The organism is Marinoscillum luteum, from assembly GCF_044005705.1.
Taxonomy (GTDB): domain Bacteria; phylum Bacteroidota; class Bacteroidia; order Cytophagales; family Cyclobacteriaceae; genus Marinoscillum; species Marinoscillum luteum.
In genome coordinates, this window is sequence record NZ_JBIPKE010000016.1 from 62,481 (window position 1) to 83,168 (window position 20,688).

Here is a 20,688-nt window from a genome sequence, read left to right on the forward strand (position 1 = left end):
AGTGTTTTTGGTCTTGAATAATGTTGTGTTTTCTAATTGCGAAGTGGTTTTCCTTTGAACAAAATACTCTGAATGCGCTCCAAAGTCTTTTGCTCCCCACACAAACTCAGAAAAGCTTCACGCTCCAGATCAAGCAGATACTTCTCTGAAACAAGCGTAGGCGCCGAAAGGTCCCCCCCGCTCATCACCCAAGCCAGTTTTTTCGCAATTTTTGCATCGTGTTCGGAAATATAAGCTCCATACTTCATGCCTGTGATGCCGGCCTCAAACATTGCCATGCTGGTACGTCCGTGAACTTTGATATCGGTTCGTTCTTTGGGCTGGGTATAGCCCGCATCGGCCAGTTCGAGTACTCGCTCTTTGGCATCAGCCAACAACCTCGCTCTGTTAAGGGTAATCCGATCTGCAACAGTCAATATGTCCATCGCTCTGGCCTCATGCGCTGAAGTAGCCACCTTGGCGGTTGCGATATTCATAAAGTACTCCTGCAAAATGTTCAACTCTGGGTCATTAGGCATGAACTTGTCCGAAGCCCGTAAGGTCAACTCCTTGGTACCACCTCCGCCTGGAATCAAGCCAACACCCACTTCCACCAAACCAATATAGGTTTCAGCGTGGGCCTGAATGGCATCACAATGAAGCGAAAGCTCACAACCTCCGCCCAGCGCCAGACCGGAAGTAGCTGACACCACAGGAACGGTGGAGAACCTGGCCCGGGTCATGGTGTTCTGAAACTGACGAATCATCATGTCGATCTCATCAAATTCCTGATCTACCGCAAACATGAACAACATTGCGAGGTTGGCTCCGGCAGAAAAATTCTGGCCCTCATTGCCTACTACCACTCCACGAAAATCTTTTTCGGCCATGGTAATCGCCGTGTTGATTCCTTCGATGACTTCCGCGCCAATAGAATTCATTTTGGTATGAAATTCCACATTCAGCACACCATCTCCTATGTCGTAAATAGTAGCACCGTCATTTTCCCAAACGACGTTATTTTCTTTGAAGGCATCCAAATAAATAAAGCCTTCGGTACCCGGAACTACTTTATAAGATTTCGAAGGAATGTCATAATAATGCTTCTTGCCATTTTCATACTTGTAGAAAGACTGATGGCCGGCAGCCAGCAACTCATCTACCCAGGGAGCAGGTGCCAGATTCTTTTTTTTCATCTGATCCACACAATCTTTCAGACCCATGGCATCCCATGACTCAAACGGACCGAGCTCCCAACCAAACCCTGCAGCTACAGCCTGATCAATACGATAAAGCTCATCTGCAACCTCGGGTATGCGCACGGTACAATACCTGAAAAGATCGAAGAACGTGGCTCTGTAGAAATCTCCTTCTCGGCCTTCCTCATTGATGACAATTTTGAGTCTTTTCTTGAGGTCTTCCTCGTTTTTAGTTTTATCCAGTACGTCTAGTTTCACCTTGGCCTTCTGCTCGTATTCAAAAGTCTCCAGGTTCAGTTCCAGAATTTCTTTGTTCCCATTCTCTACTACTTTCTTATAGTAGCCTTGTTTCGTTTTATCTCCCCACCATTTTCGATCGTAAAGTTCCTGTACAATCTTGGGCAGTTTGAACATTTCTCTGGATTCATCATGAGGCAGGCCCTCATACAATCCTGCGGCAACTTTCACGGCCGTATCCAGACCTACCACATCCATGGTTCTGAAAGTGGCCGACTTGGCCCGACCGATGACTGGTCCAGTGAGTTTATCCACTTCATTTACAGTCAGGCCCATTTTCTGGATGGTATGCATACCCGACATGATAGCATAAATCCCGATTCTGTTAGCTATGAATGCTGGAGTATCCTTACACAGCACCGTCTCCTTGCCGAGGAAAAGATCCCCATAGTGCAAAAAGAAATCAACGATTTTCGGATCTGTTTTCTTGGTGGGTATGATCTCAAGCAGCTTGAGATATCTTGGCGGGTTGAAAAAGTGTGTTCCACAGAAGTGTTTCTGAAAATCTTCACTTCGCCCTTCCAGCATAAAGTTGATAGGAATACCCGAGGTATTGGAAGAAATCAAAGTCCCTGGCTTTCTGTACAGCTCTACTTTTTCAAACAGAGATTTCTTGATTTCGAGGTTTTCCACCACGGCTTCAAGCACCCAGTCGTAATCTTTGATTTTCGATAAATCGTCATCAAAATTTCCGGTGGTGATAAGGCTCGCTTTCTCCTGATGGTAAAGGGGTGAAGGCTTTGAGCTGATGGCTGTTTGTAAAGATGTATTGACGATACGGTTCTTTACGTGGGGTGAATCAAGCGTAAGTCCTTTTGCTTTTTCCTGATCTGTAAGTTCCTTTGGGGCAATATCCAAAAGTAGGACTTCCAGACCGATGTTGGCAAAATGGCAGGCAATGCGGGATCCCATAATTCCCGAGCCCAATACTACTGCTTTCTTAATGGTTCGTTTCATAAATGAAGGCTTCTGCTAGTTTATCAAATAGGTTTTTGTCGTCTATGAGCTGGGTGACTGAGCGGGTCACTTCTATGAACGTGCGGATATCCTGCTCAGGTACCAGTTCTCTCAGTTTTGTATTAAATTCTTTTACCGCTTTTCTCGAAAACTCTCTTTTTTCCTTGCCAAGATCCGTCAGAAAAATCCTGACTGAGCGACCGTCGTTTGGATCCTGTTCGCGATAGATCCACTTCTTTTCTTCCATGGTTTTGAGCATCCTTGTGAGCGAGCGTGCTTCGAGCCCCATAAGCGGCGCAATTTTGGTGGCGGGTGTTCCGAGTTCTACATCGATATTGAGCAAGACGAATCCTGTAGATGCAGTAACATCAAAAGGGGCTCCGTATTGGTTATACATCCTGGAAATCGCATGCCAGGCCACTTTTATATTATAATCTACGGTATCTTCTCTTTTCATTCTCGTAAGGGTAATAACCAAAGATAGCTAAAATATGTTATGCATGCATACTATTTTTAGGATTGTGATGCCGCAATATTTAGATTTGATTACATGGATCAGGAGAACAAGCACCTAGTTAATATTCCCAGCTCATTTTATTCATTCAAAGAAGAAGGCCCATTTCAGCATTGTGTGGAGTGCGACCGATTTCTGTTGGATGAGTCTTGCGACTATGTGATAGAAAAAGCCATCCGCAACTATCCGGGCTACAAGGCAAGTGATGTCATTTTTGATTATGCCATCTGTATGGATTGCGCGATGGAAATACAAAAAGGTCTCTCGGCAGAGTCAATGCGCAAGATTCAGGAATTTATGCAGGAGCATCTGCACCAAAATATGACCATGAGGGAACCTGCAGCTGATCCCGATTCGTATACGGAGCATTGCCTCGTGAGCCATCGTCCTGTAGCTGAATGTGAAGAGTTTCAGATTTTTGCTTATTGTCGTGGTAATAAGGTCAATTTACAAATGCCACCATATATGATTTCCGGTCAGGTGCTGGATCAAATTTCGGAATTACTTTCTCCGGAAACCAGAGATGAACTGGATGGTTTTTTCAATAAGCACTTTGCTCCTGATCCAAGCTTAATGGAGCCCACTCCGCGGCTGGTCCTTATTTAATTGGCTAAATCACCGCGAAGTTTTCTTATGCGCATTCTTGCCTCAGCGGCATGTCGGCTACCTGGGTATTTTTTCAGAAACTCCTGATAGATGGACATGGCTTCCTGATCCTTGTGAAGATGATCGTGCAGGATTGTTGCCTTCCGAAAAAAAGCATCATCTCTTAAAATATCATAGCTGTATTGCGTGATGATTTTATCCAGGTGGAGAATAGATGTCATATAATCTCCGGCCTCCAGTTCGAGTCTGGCCTGGAGCCAGTAGATCTCATCGGTAATACTGTGACCGGGATGCTGCTCCAAAATTTCATTCAATTTTGCTTTTGCCTGCTCAGATTTATTCATGAAAATCATCAGCTCCACAGATGCAAAATCTTTCATCACCTGATCGGTGGTATCAAAGACGGTGTTATCAGAAATCAGAAGACTCAAGGCAATGGCGTCATTGGCAATGGTACGTGTAGTGGCCAGTTTCAAAATATCCAGATGGCTTTTGGCCAGTGAGAAATTTCCTGTGAAATAATTCAGGCGTGCATTCCTCAGTTTCGCTTCATAAGCCAATGGAGATTCTTTATGGGCCTTCTCCACCTGAGAGTAGAGCAGGGTGGATTCCCAGGGCTGATCCGTGAGAAGATAAATATCTCCGAGATCCAGTTTCGATTCGGAAATCAGAGAAGCCGGGCTGCGATTGTTGTGGATGATGGCATTCAAGAGGGTGATGGCCTGAGGTAATTCATTGAGATAGAAAGCATGAAGCAAGGCTTTATTTCGTAAGGCCTCCAAGGTAGTCGGATTAGGGCCCATTTCTTCATAAAGTTTTGCATATTCTTCGGCCAGATTTCTAATGGCTAGTCTATCCACAGGAAATTCGTTTTTTACTTTGTTTTCCTTGGACCTGATCAACAAGCGACGGGCCGGCGGGTAGTTATATGAATTGGGATAGGTATTAATCACATACTGATAAATGTCGATAGCATCCTGCCATGATTTATTGTCATAAGCAATCTGGGCAATCCGCATGCATTCGTTTCCGGGTTGTTGATTTCGCTTGTCCAGTGCGCGTCCCTGAATAAATGCCGAATAGAAATCTTTTCTCTGAAGAAGTAGCCAAATAAGGAGATCCGAATAGAGTGTCTCATTAGGATTTCGCTGCGTTTTTTGAATGAGCGTTTGCTCAAGAAAATCCTGATCCTCTTCTTCTGTGAGAATATTCTGAAATAGGTTTTTCACATAAGTCAAATTCGCGGGGTTGCCCTCGGCATAGTTGATGTATTCGCTGGTCATCTCGGGCTTGTTGTTCGTAAGGCGATGTATGGCTGCCATATCCAGCGCAAAAGAAGAGGGTCTGCCATTGGCCGCTCTTGCTTTTTCATAAAAAAAGATGGCTTCACGATAAAGCTGGCGAGAAGCCAGATTCTGGGCAATCGTGCTCAGCTGATACTGATTGTCAGCATATGATTTGATTAGCTCATTCAGAAATTTCTCTTTTTTATCGAATTCACCGGCATACTGGTAATAAAAAGCCAAATCGACCTGATACTGAAGATTGGATGGGTAAAATTTGAGCACGCGCTGCAAATACCGCTCGGCTTCTTTCAATTCATTTGCATCGAGCATCAATTGCATATAATTCGCATGAATCAGCGGAATGGCCTGTTTTGTTTTTTCCAGGCCTTCATACATCAATTTGGCCTTATCGAATTCGCCCTGCTGAAAATATTCATTGGCCAATTTCGCATCGCTACTTTGGGCATGCACCCTGAGTTGCGGAATGAATAGTATTATTAGTAGAAAAGTTTTGAGGGTATGTTTCTTCATTTGATGACGTACCAGTTATCCACGTTAAGTTATGTACTTAATAAGTATTATATAAGTTTTAAATAAAAGACTATTTCTATTATTAAGGCTGTGGAAATGTGGGGAAAAAAAGTTGATTTATTTAGGAGAGTTGTTTTTGTGTATAAGTAGGAGAAAGGGTCTTGGATTTCCACAGATTCGGTATGTCTTAAATGATTGAAAATAAGTAGGTTATAGAAGATGTGTAGATAAGTACCATGAGTTGGATGTTGAAAAGATTATGATGGACAGGTGTTGGTAGAAGAGTTGATAACTGTGGGTTTGTGAGAGTAGTGGAGGGAGTTATTGGTGTTAGAGCAAAGGAGTGTGAATGAGTGTGAATGGTTAAATGTTAAACACAGAATTGTCCACATCATTTGTAGGTTATTCAGAAGGAATAATTGAGTTCAATGTCCCAATTGGCTCTTAGTGTGGTCTCTTCTTTGAAGTAAATGACGGACTCTGGTTCGGTGTTCGTAAGTATATTTCCGGGTGACCATTGACCATCGTTGTTCGAATCAACCAATACTCTTACCCAATAATTACCTGGTGGTATTTCTGTAAATACACACTCGGTGCATGAGCGGATGCTTTTGACTGGAGTTTGTTTATTGATGATCTGGACGAAATATGAGGGTGCAGTGGTGGCGAGCTTAACACGTATGATTCCTACGTTTTCGTTTTTTCCAAATTTGTAGTTCTGCGTGATGTTCACGGATGTGTCTTGTTCACAGGAGACAAACGATTGTGGGGTGATAGAGAGGGTGAACTGATCTTTACTGATTGATGCTATTTTTTGATTGATGGACGCTTGTACAGAGTCCAGTGCGGTACTGTCCAGCGGGTGGTTAGTAAGATAGTGTGTGAGACTGTCTCTGAAATGCGCAGCGGTTAAATCAAGATTGAATGTGAGGGATGTGAAGTTATGGTTGAATTGAACTTTCTGGGGCTTGAAATCCAGCGTGGTGATGGTGTCTATGGGAATAGATAGGAAATTGTCCTTTATAAGCTTGCTGGGCTTGTTGAATTCTATGGTGTATCGCTGGTGAGGGAATACAGAGGTGTTGGATTTGGGGCTAAGTGTGACCTTGTATTCATCGGCTTTTCTGGTTGATTCTCTGAATTTTACATATACCGTATCCGTACGTTCATTTTTTAAACTATCTGTAACTGAGATGAACGTTTGCACACTGTCTATTACTGTTTCGGTTTTATAAACTCTTATGGTTTCTTTTTCACCAACAATAGTGCTTGGGAGGTATGTGGAGTCTGCTGTAGATAGGGTATAGTGGTTAATGGGTTTGGTATATCTGATTTCGAAGTATCTACCCGATGGTCTGGCGGAGATGAGTTTGAGGTTAGCGGCATTAATGTTGACCATGGGAATGTGAAGACTGTCTGCACTGGTTTCAGTAAGACGAAGGGTGTCACTTAGAAAGCCATATTGTTCGGAGGCAGGATCAAATAGAAGGTTCTTATTGGCATCTTCAAAGGCCATGAGCCTGTATGGATTGGCTTTGATGTTTTGTATTTTGAAGGTGCCCTCATCAGTAGAGGTAGTGAAGTAGGTCGGTTTAATAGATTTGAAGTCTAGTGTATCTGAAAGTTTATAAAGGCCAATAGTGATTTTCTTCGGGATGGTACCGGTGAATAGATCCGCAACTGTACCAAATATGGATAGGGAATCAATATAATCTCCGGTACTAAAAGCGATGACGAGATTCTCTGCAGGGTTTCTTTCGGTGATGTCAGTAATGCCATCGAAGAAGTTGAGTGTATAGGTGGTGCTGTCTTCGAACGGCTCTTCGAAGTTGATCCAGATTGTTTGTTTTTTGACAAGGGTTTTATATTTCACTTCCGTAATGGGCGTGATGACCAGATTTTGTTTTAGTTTATCTGCATTGATGAATTCGTCAAATGTCATTTCTATGGACTGTTCTTTGAACCGTAAGGATTGGTCAAGAGGCAATGACGAGATCAAAGAAGGAGGGATGGTGTCTTTTGGACCACCGGTGGGAGTTATTGGATTCGCACAACTGTGTAGAAACAGATCCAGGACAATCATGATGATGAATATGGATAGTAGCTGTTTCATTTGGTGAGAACGTAGATGAGGCTTGAATATTCTGATGTTTTGCGGGCTTGTTGATTCGATTTCATTCCAATCTGGAATGCCTTGAGGTAGTTCGTTTTACCAGTTTTATATTTCTCACTGAGGAGACTCACGTAGTAGGCATCAAACTTCATGGGGTATGTTTTGATGAGATTGAGTTTGCATTCTTTTGCGAGTTTCTCAAGAGACACTTGATTAAAATGAGATAGATGTCTGGGTACATCGTAGGCAGCCCAATAGCTGCCATAATGTTGAGCGTCATAAGATTGGTGATTGGGTAGTGCAACGAATAGGAGCCCGTCTTCTGCGAGCGATTTGCGCAATGCTTTGAGGGTGAGTCTGAGTTCATGAACATGCTCTATGACGTGCCAGGCAGAGATGATGTCAAATGTTTTTTGTTCAAGTTGTTTGAGATTGTCGAGAATGGGAAGACCGGTGAGGTTCTCCGCGATGGTTCTGGCCTGGGGTGAGGGTTCGAATCCTGTAGCAATGAAACCGTCCTTCTGCAGATGTTGAATGAAGAGGCCGGTACCACAACCAAAATCAAGTATTCTTTTTTGATCACTATGTGATTTGATCAATGAGGTCTTTTGGGCAAGGGTGATTTTCCTGACTTGCTTGTAGAGCCAGTTGACTGGATTGTTGGCCTTATTGGTGTGCGATATATAGTCGCTGTGCTGGTAGTAGGAGCCTATGTGGTCTTGATCCGGGCGTGGGTTGGTGATGACAAGACTGCATTTCTTGCATTGTACCAGTGCGAAACTCTCTTTGGACGCAGCGTGATCTTCGCATATGAGATAGTTGGTCAGCAAGGTATGTTTGCAGGCGGGACATTCCTCCAGTTTTTGATACATAATTATTTAGTGAGGTAAACCATTAATACTGATACGTCGGATGGGGAGACGCCACTGATGCGTGAAGCTTGCCCAAGCGTAGTTGGTTTTATTTTAAGTAGTTTCTCTCTTGCTTCAGAAGAGAGAGAGCTGATTTTTAAGTAGTCAAAATCAGGATTGATCTTTTTCTCATCCAATGAGGACATCTTTTCGGCATTCTCCTGTTCGCGTATAATGTAGGTTTCATACTTGATTTGAATAGATGCTTGTTCGGCAATGTCTTTATTGAGGTTTTCAACAAACTCTTTGGTGGATTGGTTGAAAGCGGTGAACGTACTTAGCTCAATATCCGGTCGCTTCAGGAGCTGATACAAAGACGAGGTGTCCTTAATGGGTGCCATGTTCAGATCAGCAAGTGTTGGGTTAATGTCTAGTGGCTTGAATTTCTTCTGTTTAAGGTTATTGATGAGCTGCTTCGTCGCTTGTAGTTTGTTGGCGGTGAGCTGATTTCTATGGTCACTGGCCAGGCCAAGTTGATGAGACAAGGGAGTGAGCCTAAGGTCTGCATTGTCTTGTCTAAGGAGCAGCCGGTATTCGGCCCTGGAGGTAAACATACGATAGGGCTCGTTGGTGCCTTTATTAATGAGGTCATCAATCAGCACTCCTATATAGGCCTGTGATCTGCTGAGAATAAATGGATCCTTTTCTTTGACTTTCTGGTGCGCATTGATACCTGCCATCAATCCCTGACAGGCGGCTTCTTCGTAACCTGTGGTTCCGTTGATCTGACCTGCAAAAAAGAGATTGCTGATCAGCTTGGTTTCCAGGGTTTGTGAGAGCTGTGTAGGAGGGAAGAAGTCGTATTCAATGGCATAGCCAGGTCTGAACATTTTGGCATTCTCGAAACCTGGAATGAGTCTAAGGGCTTTGTATTGTACGTCTTCAGGTAAAGAGGTCGAGAACCCGTTAACATATACTTCTACGGTATCCCAGCCCTCGGGCTCCACGAATATTTGATGTCGGTCACGTTCGGCAAACCGATTGATTTTATCTTCTATGGACGGACAATACCTGGGTCCCAGTCCCTGGATGCGTCCATTGAACATGGGGGATTTATCAAAACCTGTTTGTAAGGAGGCATGCACTTCGGGATTGGTGTACGTGATGTAACAGCTTCTCTGCTTTTGAAGCGGTTGTGTAGTGTCCAGATAGGAGAATTTCTCAGGCACTTCATCACCTTCTTGTTCATCCATGCGGCTGTAGTCGAGGCTGCGGCCATCCACTCGTGGCGGTGTTCCTGTTTTCATACGACCAGATTCGAAGCCCAAGGCAACGAGTTGCTCGGTGATACCTGTGGCTTTGCGCTCTCCGGCACGTCCACCACCGAACTGCTTTTCTCCTATATGAATGAGTCCATTTAAGAAAGTGCCGTTGGTGAGCACCACTGCTTTGGACTTAATTTTTATTCCAAGACTCGTTCTAACGCCTATTGCTCTGTTGTCTTTCACGAGGATTCCTGAGATCATCTCCTGCCAAAAGTCAACATTGGGTGTGTTTTCCAGTGCCATTCGCCACTCTTCTGCAAAGCGCATTCTATCTGATTGAGCCCTCGGACTCCACATCGCAGGCCCTTTGCTTTTATTGAGCATGCGAAATTGGATCATGGACTTGTCGGTGATGATACCTGAGTACCCACCAAGCGCATCAATTTCACGAACAATCTGACCCTTAGCCACTCCACCCATCGCGGGGTTGCAGGACATTTGGGCAATGGTGTTCATGTTCATGGTGGCTAAGAGCACCTTGGAACCTAAGTTAGCGGCAGCGGCAGCAGCTTCGCAACCGGCATGGCCAGCGCCAACCACAATTACATCGTATTCTGGAAACATAATATTGGTAAGTGTTTCACGTGAAACATTCAATCATCAACACACAAGGAGTCTCAGGTGTTCCACGTGGAACTATATTTTGAGCAAAGATAAGCAGGCATCTTCTTTTTGCCTCATTAAGATTTTATGATCGTCTCCCTTGTCGTCGAACCCAACCAGATGGAGTAGACCATGTACCAGCACACGATGAAGTTCTTCTTCAAACAAGACACCCATCTCTTTGGCATTGTCCGTTACCCTATCAATGCTGATGAAGATATCCGATTCGATCAGGTGATGGCTGCTGGAGTTGTCAAAGGTGATTATATCGGTGTAGTAATCATGCTCCAGATACGTCTTGTTAATGTCTAGTAGATAGTCATCAGAGCAAAATATATAGTTGATGGTCTCTACCTGATATTCATGCGACGCGGCAATGTCCTCTAACCATTGACTTATTTTCTCCTCGTGCTGAAGGGAGAAGTCTACATCTTCAGAGAAGTAGTTGATGTTGGGCATTGGGTCAGTTGAGGTAGAAGGTGAGGATAACGGCCCTTCCTTCATCCTGAAAGCTCACTTCGTCACAAAGATGCTTCATGAGGAAAATGCCTCTGCCCCCAGGTTTGTCCAAATTCTCAGGAGAGGTTGGGTCTGGTAATTGGTTAAAGTTGAACCCTTCGCCTTCATCGGTAATGGTGAAGTTGAGTATGTTGTCGTCCACTTTGAGTTGCAATGTGACGTTCTTTCTGGAGTCTTTCCTGTTGCCATGGACAATGGCATTATTCACGGATTCCGTTACGGCGATCATAATATTGCCGTAGATGTCGTCGTTCAGGGAGAACTTCTCCTTGGCATTGTCAATAAAGCTTTCCACGATCCTTATGTTCTCAGATAAGGATGGAATTTGTATCTGTATGCTGTTCATTCGTGCTGTTGTCCACTTAAACGTCTAAAGTAATCGTTTACTTCCTTTTTATAAAAAGGATTTAAATCTAAAGGAATTGTTTTTAACAAATCTATTTCTTGTCTGCGAGCTTTTAAATACTCTTCTACGGCAGGAGGGATATTACGTGTAATATCAGATGCGGTTTCACCCTCTCTTTCAGGAGACTTTTGCTGCTCTCTCATGGACTCCTCTGCTTCGAGCATGCGAGTGATGATATCCTGCTGTCGATTGATCAATTGTTGGGTAATTCTTTTATTAACCAGATCGGTTTCGTTTTCTTCCATTTTTTGAATGGCTTCTTTCAATTTGTTCCCGATTCCATCTTTCCCGTCTTCTCCTTCTTTACCTGGTTGACCGGCGAGGTTTTTCTGCATTTCTTCCATGGCTTGCCTCAATTGCTCCTGTTCGGCAGCAAGTCGTGCCAGTTCTTCAGATAGTTGTCTTCCGGATTTTCCACTTTGTTTTAATTGTTGAATTTGCTCGCTGAGCTGTTTTTGCATTTCGGACATGCTGGGCATGGACTGCTTTTGCTGGCCCTTGCTTTGAGGTTTTCCCATGGCTTCAGCCATTGACATCTGCATCTGGCTGAGTACATCATCGAGTAGGAGGGCAAGGTTGTTCATGGAAGTCATGGCATACTGTTGATTGCTGGTCGCCTTGCCCTTATTTCTTTCGCGAAGCTCAAACATGGCTGTTTCCAGGTTTCGATTGATTTCGCTTACCTCCCGTGTCACAAAATTACTGATTTGCGCGACCCTGCTGGCCAACGAAAGCAGACTGTCTTCAATGACTTCAATATTGGCCATCAGCTTTAATTGTTCCTGAGAGAGTTCAATGAATCGGGGATCTACCTGCTCTACTTCCTGAATATCTTTGAGAATTCGTTCCTGTTCGAAAGAGAGTTTGATCAGGTTGTCCAGAATGTCCCGTAGGTTGTCCAGATTCTCCTGCATCATGACCATTTCGGCCCCAGCCTGCATATCTTCCAGCTTTTGAGCGGCGGCCTTCATTTTTTGCCCGGCATTCTTCATTTTTTGTCCGGTGCTGTTCATCCTCTCCTTATTGTTCTGCTCATTTTCCGGACGCTCGCCTTGTTCATTTTCTTCTTCAGACTCTGATGGTTCATCAGGACTCAGTTGATCTTTGATTTCATCCAGCTTTTCAGAGATCTCTTCCCGATCTTTATTGAGGTCATCCAGAGGCCCAGGGCTTTTGAGTTCCTCATTGAGTTGTTCGGCTTCCTCCAGGTCTTTCTGGATTTCCTCAAATGCTTTATTGATCTCCTCTTGCTCATTGAGGCTTTCTGCGTTTTCGTCTGAGGGCTTGCTTTGCGTTTTCTCTCCAAGCTTCTCCTGTTTTTCACCTAGTTCCTTGAGTTCCTGCGCAGCCTGCTCCAGCTGAGTTTCAAGTTTCATTCGCTTAAAGAGCTCGAGGGCCCTTTCGAGCTCCTTTTCCAGGTTTTGTTCCTTATTTTGAATTTTGGACAATTGCTTGAGAACTTCTTCTGAATTGCTTTCCTCTTTCAGGAGTTTCTGAAGTTCATCGTAGAGTTTCTTGGTTTCTTCATCAAGCACCTCGTTGATAAGGTTTTGGAGCTGCTCAGACTTTTCCTGGAGTTTCTTACTTTGTTTGCCAAATTCCTTCTGACTTTCAAGAAGCTGTTGATGTTTGAGTTTGAGCTCTTCAATATCTTTTTCCAGCTTCTTTTTGTCACGGATCAACTGTTCGAGCATTTTTTGATCCTGCCAGCCGATCTCTTTTTTGTTTTTCAGTCGTGACTCCAGCTCCTTGAGCTGTTTATTCAAGGCTTCTGAGTTCTGAAGGGACTTCTCCAGCTCATTTTGCGAATTCTCACTTTTACTTTCGATCAGTGACTTGATCTCCTCATTGCTGGGCATTCTCAAGGTGAAACGTGCCGAATAACCAAATTTGGTCCCATTAATGGCATCATTGTCACCAACACTCACATAGACTGTTAAATACTCTCTATCCTCCAGCTGTAAACTGTCAAAATTCCACTGGTAAATAAACTGCTGACTATTCAATGATCGGTCATAGGATATTGGAATTCTGCGATAGGAGTCAGCATTTGCACGTTTGTAATGCAAATTGAGTTGGTTGAAACCATAGTCATCCATGATGCTGCCCGTGATCAGCAGAGATTGGTAGGTTACAGTGTCGGGAAAGAAATTCGCTTCAATTTCAGGAACCTGGTCTTTGGTGACGGCTATTTCGTATGCAATTTTTGATTTATTTCGAGCGTGGTTATTCCTGAGGGCCAGTTCATAATTGAAAGAATTCAGCGCAGTACGGCTAAGCATATAGATCTGATCTCCAGTGGATGTCATGCTGGTGGAGTCACTTTCAGTAATGAAGAATACCTTATCAGCATCTGATGATTTCAAAGTAAAGTGCAATTGACTGCCCTCTGGCACTATGAGGCTGCCAACATTGGAGGTTTTTTGATCACTGAGGCCGGTGTATTTAGGATACTTGATTTGAATGTTCAGGTCGCGTATTTCCGGCCGTGGGTATACTTTTATTTCATACCGGGGAGAAAAGTACCCTGCGGCCTCTAGTCTGAATTGCTTATCCTTCGAAAGAGCAGGAAAATTGAACTTTAGCTCTTCACCGTTTGCGGACATTCTAAACCTGCGCCCATTTTCCACCAGGTAGACATCTTCCGGTAAGCTATTGCCCTTAAGGGTTACTTTTAGTTCGTAATTGTCATTTTGGAAACCAACCAAATCACTCAGGACATGAAAGCTGAATGGCGCCGGCTTCTCATAGGGCTGACTGAAATGTATGATGCGTGTGGTGCTGTCAATGAAGAGGTTGGGATTAATGAATGACACGAGCAGAATAAAAACAGCGACAGCAGATAAGTAGTAAAAGTACTTCAGGTTGACTCTGAAGTTGATGGCCTCCTTGAAGGAGAAAATAGTGAGTTCGTTGGTTTTTTGATGAAGGGCGGCGGCAAGTAGTGAGGATTCTGAATTGGAAAGCTCTGAGAGCTGGAGGTAGTTGACGAGTTTATCCTGGATTTCGGGAAAGTACCTTCCAATCTCGTGCGCGGCCTGGTGATCACTTATTCCTTTTCGGAGCCTTACCAGTGAAAGTAATGGTGCAAGAACCTGAAACAGCAGACAGTAGCCGATTATGAGAACAAAAAGGGAAAACAGCATGAGGCGGATGGTTTCACTAAACCAAAAATACCCCTCTAATAAGCTGATAATCAAAAGGATAGACCCGAAAAGCACACCAGAGACAAGCGAACCCTTGAGAATCTTGTTCACAAAATACTTCCGCTTAAATCTGTCTAAATTATTCTTAAGAAGGTCTACAGACATATCAATAGTACGAAATTTCTACCTTGGTGATCATAGGCTAAGTCCAAGCTCTTCATTAAAATACTCTAAAGCATGCATTTTAAGTAATTTTTCTTGCTCCAGCAGGTCGAAATGAGGTAAAGGCTTGAGTAAATTCCAATGTGGCCAGCCTTGGGCATCTATCCCCTCTAGTTCGTAAAACCCGGAAAACGATAACAATTTACAAATGGCAATGTGCATTAGGTCTTGCTTTTCCTCTTTTTCATAGGTCTTGGCCCCCATACCTAGTTCCTGCACCCCGATCAAAAACAAAACTGCATTGAGATCCTTGGGTCGCTTGCCCATATTTTTCTCCAGCGTATTGAGGAGTGCATTCCATTTTTTTTCAACCTCCAGATCTTTTTGGTAAACCATTGTACGAAAATCTTATATTGTGATATGAATGTTGTTGGGATTATAAAAGAATACCTCCAGGACTTTGTAAGTCTAATTTTTCCAAGAATATGTATTAACTGCAATACAATATTAGTTTATCAGGAAGAACACATTTGTATCAAATGCAGACTTTCTCTTCCTAAAACGGATTATCACTTGCAAAATGCTAACCCCTTGAAATCAAAGTTTGTTTATGAGCCCAAGGTATTGGGTGTGGTGGCCTATTTGCATTTCAATAAAGGAGGTGTGGCACAGAAACTTGTGCACGAACTGAAATACAGAGGACAGCAGGAGGTGGGCATCATGTTGGGAGAGTGGTATGGGTATGATTTGATCAAGTCGAATTGGCCAGTGGACATGATCATTCCAGTACCCATACATCAATCAAAGCTGAGAAAACGAGGATATAATCAGGCAGATTGCTTTGCGGAAGGTTTATCCAGCAGTATGGAAATCCCGGTAAGAACGGACCTGGTGGAGCGAAAGAAAAGCACGATGAGTCAGACGCGCAAATCCAAAGTGGAGCGATGGCAAAATGTGAATGAAATATACCGAGTGACGAATTCAGCAGAATTACAAGGCAAGAATCTGCTGGTAGTGGATGATGTACTCACCACAGGGGCTACACTGGGGGAATTGGTGGTAGCCTTGTCGGAAGGCGGAGCCGCTGGGATCTATATCGCTACCATAGCCGCTGGGAAATAAAAAAGCCGACCAAATTTGGCCGGCTTTATATATTAAAAACAGGTTATAATCTTAGTAATTCGTTCCTGCCCGAATCATCGCACATCTAAACCCAATGGTAGAGGTAGCTGAATCCTCAAACAAGAAGCGACGTGTTCCTGGTGACATCCAGTAGGCCACATCAGCCCAGGATCCACCTTTATATACTCTTAGTCTCTTCATTGGAGGGTTGTCAGAATTGTATGATTTCTGCAATCCGGTTTTGCTTAACCACTCTTCCTCAGTGTAAGTGGTTTCGTTTCCTATGAAATTGTAAGCTCCATCATAACCAGACTCAGCATCCAATGTTCCGTCTCTTCTCACAGGGTTCATGTCTTCCATGTCCTGGTAAGATAGCGGTCTGTAAACATCCTGTACCCATTCGTTTACGTTTCCTGCCATGTTGTAAAGACCAAAATCATTTGGAGGATAATCATATACATAGGTAGGAATCATTGCTCCGTCGTTTAGCTTTCCGGCTATACCTGCATAATCACCTTTTCCTCTTTTAAAGTTGGCCAGAAAGTAACCCATGCTTTTTCCGTATGGATTTCTAAGCGCATGACCATCCCAAGGATAAAGTCTTCTGTGTGTCTGGTTTTCATCCAACCACTGGGTACCGATGAGTGCTTGGGCAGCATATTCCCATTCTGCTTCAGTAGGGAGGCGATAGTTTGGAAGTACCACACCTGATTCCAGAGGAATTCTCGGGAAAGCTCCGGCAGCAGCAGGCTCACCTTCAGCTCCTGCGAATGCAGCGTCTCCGCCACCTCCACCAAGATCATCATAGAGTCCGGCTCTTTCGGCAAGTGATACGTTCACCACAGTTGTTCTCCATTTGCAGTAGTTCACAGCCTGTCTCCAGTTTACGCCCACAACCGGGAAATACCTGAAACCTGGGTATCTGTAATAGTGATCCACATAAGGATCATTGTAAGCAAGATCCTTTGCCCAGACAGTAGTGTCTGGAAGGTTGTTTTTCCAATAGTACTCGTCAGAGTCCTGCTTGATGTAAAATTCGTACTCCAACCAGTTGATGTTCGCCACCTCAGTTTCATCCATATAGAATGAAGCAACCGTAACGGCTCTTTCCACATGATCATTGGTATTGAGAACATCTTCCTCGAAGGTTCCGAGGACAGTTCTACCACCTTCTATAAAAATAAGGTTTGGTCCTTCTGGCTGTCCACTGAAATCATTGACCTGAAATCCCCCTTCTTCGTTAAACTCCAATCCTGTAGTCTTACTAATAGCCCCGGGATTGGTACTCGTGGGGGTTCCTGAACCACAGGAACTCAGGACTATAGCCATTGCTAACACAGAAGCTGAGCCAGCAACAACACTCACAAACTTTTTCATAACCTGTTTACTTTAATTGAAACGCTTCAAAATAGTAATAAATACAAATATTTCAAAAATACCCTTTATTGACAATCTTTCACACCTATAGTAGTCATTTAATAGGAAAATTAAGGATTTATTGTATAAAACACAGCATTATTTAGGCGATCACAGGAGATTTCATGTGATTAAGGACCTCAAGTGCCTCGTTTATGTCCGTCACATCCTTGATGCTGATGATGAGTTTTTTCTTATGATCCTTCATGCTGCACCTGCGCGGTTGGGACTGGATGAAGCTCAACACATGGCCAAAAAGGTCTGATTGGAAGTAGGATTCGTCCTTGTTTTCAGAAACCACGCATTTCATGATTTCATTCTTTACGGTGACTTTCTCAAAACCGAGACCAATGGCGTTCCAGCGGACCTCAATGGAGGTAATCAGGTTTTTGACTTGCTCCGGGAGTGGGCCAAACCTGTCTTTCAGGCTGGTCACGAATTCTGTGAGCTCCTCTTCGCTCCGAATACTGTCCACTCTGGAATAGAGATTCAACCTTTCTGATATGTTGGAAACGTACTGGTCAGGAATCAAGATTTCCAAATCGGTTTCAATGATGCAGTCCTCTTTGATCGCTTGTAGTTTCTTTCTGTCGGGTTCATTTTCAAAAAGGCTCTTGAAGTCTGTTTCCTTCAGTTCCGCCACGGCTTCATCAAGTATTTTGTGATAAACCTCAAACCCCATGTCATTGATAAATCCACTTTGCTCACTGCCAAGAAGGTTTCCTGCCCCTCGGATATCCAGATCCCGCATGGCCACTTTGAAGCCATCTCCTAATTCTGAAAATTCTTCCAAAGTGGTCAGGCGCTTTCTCGCATCGGATGAAAGCGTGGAGGTAGGAGGGGTGAGCAAAAAACAATAAGCTTTCGTATTAGAGCGGCCCACCCGCCCACGCATCTGATGAAGATCCGATAAGCCGAACATGTGGGCACGGTTGATGATAATGGTATTCGCATTGGGGATATCCAATCCCGATTCGATGATATTGGTGGAAACCAGCACATCATACTCTGCATTGATGAATTTAAGCATGACCTTTTCGAGCTGCTTACCGTCCATTTGGCCATGGGCGATCCCAATGCGGGCTTCAGGTACCAGGCGATATACGATGTTGCCAATGTGTTCAATGTCACTTACCCGGTTGTGTACCAGAAACACCTGCCCGCCCCTGCGCAGCTCGTGACTCACCGCATCACGAATGATTTCTTCATCAAATTCATGGATTTCAGTAGTAACAGGTCGTCTGTTGGGTGGGGGAGTGGAGATAATGGAAAGATCTCGCGCACCCATCAGTGAAAAGTGAAGGGTTCTGGGAATAGGTGTGGCTGTCAGGGTAAGTGCATCCACATTCACGCGCATCTCTTTTAGTCGCTCCTTCACTTTCACCCCAAACTTCTGCTCTTCGTCAATAATCATAAGCCCCAGATCTTTGAAGTCCATGTCTTTATTCACGATCCGATGGGTTCCAATCAGAATATCAATTTGACCTGCTTTCAGTTTTTTCTTGATGTCATTGATTTCTTTGGTACTCTTGAATCGATTGATATAATCCACCGTCACAGGGAAATCTTCCAACCGACCGGAAAAGGTATGATAGTGCTGCATGGCAAGGATGGTGGTTGGCACCAGCACGGCCACTTGTTTTCCGGAATTGACAGCCTTGAAGGCGGCCCGAACAGCAATCTCCGTTTTTCCGAACCCAACGTCCCCACAAACCAGACGGTCCATGGGGTGGTTTTGCTCCATGTCTTTTTTCACATCTGCCGTGGAAAGGGCCTGATCAGGGGTGTCCTGGTATAAAAACGAGGATTCTAATTCTGCTTGTAGGTAATCATCGCCAGGATAAGCAAACCCGGGAGCGGCTTTTCGTTTGGCATAAAGTTCAATGAGGTCCTTGGCGATATCCTTGACCTTCTTTTTGACTTTCTTTTTCTTGTTTTCCCAGTCCTGAGTGCCCAGTTTGTTAATGGAAGGGGCCGTACTGTCTTTGCTGGAGTATTTGGAGATTTTGTGAAGAGAGTGAATACTCACATAAAGCAAGTCATCATCTCTGTAGACCAGTCGTAAGACTTCCTGCTTATTTCCACCTACATCCACAGTATCCAGGCCCGCAAACCGGCCGACCCCATAGTCGATGTGGACCACATAGTCTCCGGCCTGAAGAGTCTTCAACTCTCTGAGTGTAAGGGATTTGCTTTTAGAAAACTTTTCCTTCGCCCGATACTGATGGAAACGATCAAAAATCTGATGATCTGTATAGCAGACAAACTCATGGTGATCATCAATAAAGCCCTCTTTCAATGAGGCCCCCACACCATTAAATGTCAGGTCACTGTTAATTTCAAGAAAAATGGTTTCCAGCCGTTCCAGTTGCTTGGGTGATTCTGCAGTGATGACCTTTTGATAATTTTTGAGCTGAAAAGAAAAAAGATCTTCGGCCAGCAGGTTAAAGTTTTTGTGAAAGTGGGGTTGTGGCTTTATTCCAAGGTCAAATTCCCTATCGGGTTTCAGGTAGAAACGATGACCGAATTCTACCCGATTGTAATTGTCCAACAGCTTGCTGAAAGTCTTTTCCGAATCAAAGAGATCCTCCGGGCTGAAAACCACCTGGGTATAACCTCCTGATTTCATGATTCCCTGAAAGGATTCGACGGCTTTGTTGAATCCCTTTTCCACCAGATCAAGGGTTTCCCGGTAGTCTTTCATCCAGATGATCGCATCCTTCGGAATGAAGTCGAAAAATGGTTGTCGCTCTTCTTTTAGCAATTTGGTTTGTACGTTGGGGATCAGCGTGACCTCCTCCAGGCTGTGGGTCGATAGCTGGCTTTCCGGGTCAAACTCCCGGATACTTTCTATTTCATCTCCGAAAAGCTCCAGGCGATAGGGGTAGTCGTGGGCAAAGGAAAAGACATCAATAATACCCCCACGAACAGAGAATTGACCAGCTTCATATACAAAGTCGCTTCGTTCAAAATCGTAGCTCGAAAGGAGTTCCGTCAGAAATTCCACATCTACTTTTTCTCCAACGGATGCTTTGAAGGTGTTTTCTAAAAGTGATCGCTTATTGATCACCTTTTCATAAAGCGCATCCGGATAGGTGACTATTTGTAGTCCTTTGTTCTTATTGGAATTAATTCGATTCAGTACTTCGGCCCTTTGGAGAATGTTCGCATTCTCCGTTTCTTCAAACTGATAGGGCTTTTTATAAGAACTGGGAAATAGGAGTAGGTGATCCTCTGCAATAAAATTTCTCAGATCGTTGATGAAATAGGCGGCTTCCTCTTTATCATGGAGGATGTAAATATTGGTTTTCTGATTGATGGACGAAGTAGCTGCACCAATGAGGGCATCGTAGCTTCCGGCCATTCCTTTTAGTCGAATCGTTTTTTGAGTACTGACCGCTTCAGAGATACTCTTGATCAGCTCACTACGGGTATAAAAATTTAAAATCTCCTTGGCTTCCACAATGCTTTATTAGACCGCAAAAATAGTTGAATAATCTCCAACCATCTCCAAGAGGCAGAAACCAAAAAGAGGATGAAGTGTTTTTTACAACGAAGGAACCGGAATGATTCGTATTCACTGAATAAATTACATTATTTCCAGAAAAAATTGAAACATTTTGTTTTTAAGAGAGTATACATGTTCTAGTTGCGTA

The 20,688-nt window shown here is 43.8% G+C and carries 14 protein-coding genes; 2 read left to right on the forward strand and 12 right to left on the reverse strand.

The genetic code is table 11. From position 1 onward, the window contains the following. Positions 1-32 precede the first annotated feature (32 nt). Together ACHKAR_RS10200 and ACHKAR_RS10205 are read right to left on the reverse strand one after the other, a co-directional pair. Complete coding sequence (locus ACHKAR_RS10200) at positions 33-2,432, reverse strand: 3-hydroxyacyl-CoA dehydrogenase/enoyl-CoA hydratase family protein (RefSeq protein ID WP_395417344.1); 2,400 nt, start codon at positions 2,430-2,432, stop codon at positions 33-35. Next, entirely contained in the window at positions 2,416-2,889 is a 474-nt protein-coding gene (locus tag ACHKAR_RS10205; RefSeq protein WP_159582469.1) for a MarR family winged helix-turn-helix transcriptional regulator, read from the reverse strand. Before ACHKAR_RS10205 ends, ACHKAR_RS10200 begins: the two co-directional genes overlap by 17 nt. Before the next feature lie 93 nt (positions 2,890-2,982). Here ACHKAR_RS10205 and ACHKAR_RS10210 point away from each other — a divergent pair, with 93 nt between their 5' ends. After that, positions 2,983-3,552 carry a hypothetical protein gene (locus ACHKAR_RS10210; protein ID WP_395417345.1) on the forward strand — a complete coding sequence of 190 codons (570 nt, stop codon included), beginning with the start codon at positions 2,983-2,985 and terminating at the stop codon, positions 3,550-3,552. Here ACHKAR_RS10210 and ACHKAR_RS10215 read toward each other — a convergent pair. The 8 genes from ACHKAR_RS10215 to ACHKAR_RS10250 all read right to left on the reverse strand — a co-directional run bounded on the left by ACHKAR_RS10215 (position 3,549) and on the right by ACHKAR_RS10250 (position 14,890). Beyond that, complete coding sequence (locus ACHKAR_RS10215; RefSeq protein ID WP_395417346.1) at positions 3,549-5,369, reverse strand: tetratricopeptide repeat protein; 1,821 nt, start codon at positions 5,367-5,369, stop codon at positions 3,549-3,551. The genes ACHKAR_RS10210 and ACHKAR_RS10215 overlap by 4 nt on opposite strands. Before the next feature lie 406 nt (positions 5,370-5,775). Continuing rightward, positions 5,776-7,482, reverse strand: a complete 1,707-nt coding sequence (locus tag ACHKAR_RS10220) for an Ig-like domain-containing protein (RefSeq protein WP_395417347.1) — start codon at positions 7,480-7,482, stop codon at positions 5,776-5,778. Then, positions 7,479-8,354 carry a class I SAM-dependent methyltransferase gene (locus ACHKAR_RS10225; protein WP_395417348.1) on the reverse strand — a complete coding sequence of 292 codons (876 nt, stop codon included), beginning with the start codon at positions 8,352-8,354 and terminating at the stop codon, positions 7,479-7,481. Before ACHKAR_RS10225 ends, ACHKAR_RS10220 begins: the two co-directional genes overlap by 4 nt. Before the next feature lie 2 nt (positions 8,355-8,356). Beyond that, positions 8,357-10,222 carry a tRNA uridine-5-carboxymethylaminomethyl(34) synthesis enzyme MnmG gene (gene mnmG / locus ACHKAR_RS10230; protein ID WP_395417349.1) on the reverse strand — a complete coding sequence of 622 codons (1,866 nt, stop codon included), beginning with the start codon at positions 10,220-10,222 and terminating at the stop codon, positions 8,357-8,359. Positions 10,223-10,294: 72 nt separating this feature from the next. Further along, positions 10,295-10,720, reverse strand: coding sequence for an rRNA maturation RNase YbeY (gene ybeY, locus ACHKAR_RS10235; RefSeq protein WP_395417350.1), 426 nt, complete (start codon positions 10,718-10,720; stop codon positions 10,295-10,297). Positions 10,721-10,724: 4 nt separating this feature from the next. Next, complete coding sequence (locus tag ACHKAR_RS10240; protein ID WP_159582476.1) at positions 10,725-11,126, reverse strand: ATP-binding protein; 402 nt, start codon at positions 11,124-11,126, stop codon at positions 10,725-10,727. Beyond that, positions 11,123-14,497 (reverse strand): DUF4175 family protein, encoded by a 3,375-nt coding sequence (locus tag ACHKAR_RS10245; RefSeq protein ID WP_395417351.1) that lies wholly within the window; start codon positions 14,495-14,497, stop codon positions 11,123-11,125. The genes ACHKAR_RS10240 and ACHKAR_RS10245 overlap by 4 nt, the downstream gene beginning before the upstream one ends. A 30-nt stretch (positions 14,498-14,527) precedes the next feature. Further along, complete coding sequence (locus ACHKAR_RS10250) at positions 14,528-14,890, reverse strand: hypothetical protein (protein WP_159582478.1); 363 nt, start codon at positions 14,888-14,890, stop codon at positions 14,528-14,530. Positions 14,891-15,085: 195 nt separating this feature from the next. On the opposite strand from ACHKAR_RS10250, the gene ACHKAR_RS10255 reads away from it, so the two are divergent. Further along, on the forward strand, positions 15,086-15,616 hold the full coding sequence (locus ACHKAR_RS10255) for a ComF family protein (RefSeq protein WP_395417352.1): 531 nt from the start codon (positions 15,086-15,088) through the stop codon (positions 15,614-15,616). Between the two features lie 51 nt (positions 15,617-15,667). Here ACHKAR_RS10255 and gldJ read toward each other — a convergent pair whose 3' ends face one another. After that, positions 15,668-16,993, reverse strand: a complete 1,326-nt coding sequence (gene gldJ, locus ACHKAR_RS10260) for a gliding motility lipoprotein GldJ (protein WP_395417353.1) — start codon at positions 16,991-16,993, stop codon at positions 15,668-15,670. 142 nt (positions 16,994-17,135) lie between these two features. After that, positions 17,136-20,495, reverse strand: coding sequence for a transcription-repair coupling factor (gene mfd / locus ACHKAR_RS10265; protein WP_395417354.1), 3,360 nt, complete (start codon positions 20,493-20,495; stop codon positions 17,136-17,138). Positions 20,496-20,688: the final 193 nt, after the last annotated feature.

What these genes read in the sequence shown, in the direction of transcription:
- ACHKAR_RS10250 (WP_159582478.1), bottom strand. Translation starts at nt 14,890, where the DNA reads ATGGTTTACCAAAAAGATCTGGAGGTTGAAAAAAAATGGAATGCACTC.
- ACHKAR_RS10240 (WP_159582476.1), bottom strand. Translation starts at nt 11,126, where the DNA reads ATGAACAGCATACAGATACAAATTCCATCCTTATCTGAGAACATAAGG.
- ACHKAR_RS10205 (WP_159582469.1), bottom strand. Translation starts at nt 2,889, where the DNA reads ATGAAAAGAGAAGATACCGTAGATTATAATATAAAAGTGGCCTGGCAT.
- mnmG (WP_395417349.1), bottom strand. Translation starts at nt 10,222, where the DNA reads ATGTTTCCAGAATACGATGTAATTGTGGTTGGCGCTGGCCATGCCGGT.
- gldJ (WP_395417353.1), bottom strand. Translation starts at nt 16,993, where the DNA reads ATGAAAAAGTTTGTGAGTGTTGTTGCTGGCTCAGCTTCTGTGTTAGCA.
- ACHKAR_RS10200 (WP_395417344.1), bottom strand. Translation starts at nt 2,432, where the DNA reads ATGAAACGAACCATTAAGAAAGCAGTAGTATTGGGCTCGGGAATTATG.
- ACHKAR_RS10245 (WP_395417351.1), bottom strand. Translation starts at nt 14,497, where the DNA reads ATGTCTGTAGACCTTCTTAAGAATAATTTAGACAGATTTAAGCGGAAG.
- ACHKAR_RS10220 (WP_395417347.1), bottom strand. Translation starts at nt 7,482, where the DNA reads ATGAAACAGCTACTATCCATATTCATCATCATGATTGTCCTGGATCTG.
- ACHKAR_RS10210 (WP_395417345.1), top strand. Translation starts at nt 2,983, where the DNA reads ATGGATCAGGAGAACAAGCACCTAGTTAATATTCCCAGCTCATTTTAT.
- ACHKAR_RS10215 (WP_395417346.1), bottom strand. Translation starts at nt 5,369, where the DNA reads ATGAAGAAACATACCCTCAAAACTTTTCTACTAATAATACTATTCATT.
- ACHKAR_RS10225 (WP_395417348.1), bottom strand. Translation starts at nt 8,354, where the DNA reads ATGTATCAAAAACTGGAGGAATGTCCCGCCTGCAAACATACCTTGCTG.
- ybeY (WP_395417350.1), bottom strand. Translation starts at nt 10,720, where the DNA reads ATGCCCAACATCAACTACTTCTCTGAAGATGTAGACTTCTCCCTTCAG.